The organism is Nonomuraea sp. 3N208 (assembly GCF_052245935.1).
Classification (GTDB): Bacteria; Actinomycetota; Actinomycetes; order Streptosporangiales; family Streptosporangiaceae; genus Nonomuraea.
The window spans coordinates 1-871 of sequence record NZ_JBQQBR010000178.1 but is presented as its reverse complement, the minus strand read 5'-3'; the positions used below and the strand labels follow the sequence as shown (position 1 = coordinate 871).

1 protein-coding gene is annotated in these 871 nt (G+C 70.4%); it reads right to left on the bottom strand.

Annotation, left to right across the window (positions count from 1 at the left end; translation table 11 throughout):
- Nucleotides 1-842, bottom strand: an 842-nt coding sequence (locus ACTWPT_RS60110; RefSeq protein ID WP_443186498.1) for an ABC transporter ATP-binding protein, incomplete at its 3' end; no start/stop codon positions are given.
- Between the last annotated feature and the right edge of the window lie 29 nt (nucleotides 843-871).

The window sequence follows — 871 nt, the reverse complement described above, 5'->3', positions numbered from 1 at the left end:
TCCATGTAGGCCAGGACGAGGTCCTCCAGGCTGAGCTGGGTGACCGTCCAGGCGGGGTCGTGGATCGGGGCGTCGGTACGGATCACGTACGTGCTCTGCCGGTCGGTGTGGCTGGCGGAGATGACGTGCTGGTCGGCGGGGAGCCGATCGGGATCGCGGCGCGGGCCGGTGAGCCGGTGATGGGTGGCCAGCAGCTTGTCGACCTCCCCGGCCACCTCCACGCGCGAGTCGACGAGGACGATCAGGAAGTCGCAGACCCGTTCCAGGTCGGAGACCAGGTGGGAGGAGAGCACGACGCTGAACTCGTGCTCGACGGTGGCCTCCATCAGTCCCTGCAGGAACTCGCGGCGGGCCAGCGGGTCGAGCGAGGCCACGGGCTCGTCCAGGATCAGCAGCTCGGGCCGCTTGGCCAGGCCTAAGGTGAGGGCGAGCTGGGCGCGCTGCCCGCCGGACAGCTTGCCCGCCCGTTGCGTGGGCACGAGACCGAGTTGCGCGATACGCTCCCGCGCCCTGGTGGCGTCCCAGCGAGGGTTGAGCCGTGCTCCCAACCGTAGGTGTTCGGCGACGGTCAGTCCCGCGTAGACGGGGGTGTCCTGGGCGACGAACCCGACCCTGGCCAGCTGCGCGGGCGTGCCCCCGGGCCGCCCGCCGAGCACGGTGATGCCGCCCGCCGTCGGCTCCAGCTGACCGCAGGCCAGCTTTAGCAGCGTCGTCTTGCCGGCTCCGTTGGGTCCCACCAACCCCACGACGTGGCCCGCCGGGATGTCGATGGTGCACTCGCGCAGCGCCCAGCGCTTGCCGTACTTCCTGCCCAGTCCCTGGGCTTCTAGGACAGAGGTCACGCTATGTCCTCCTGAGAGGTGGTCCGAAA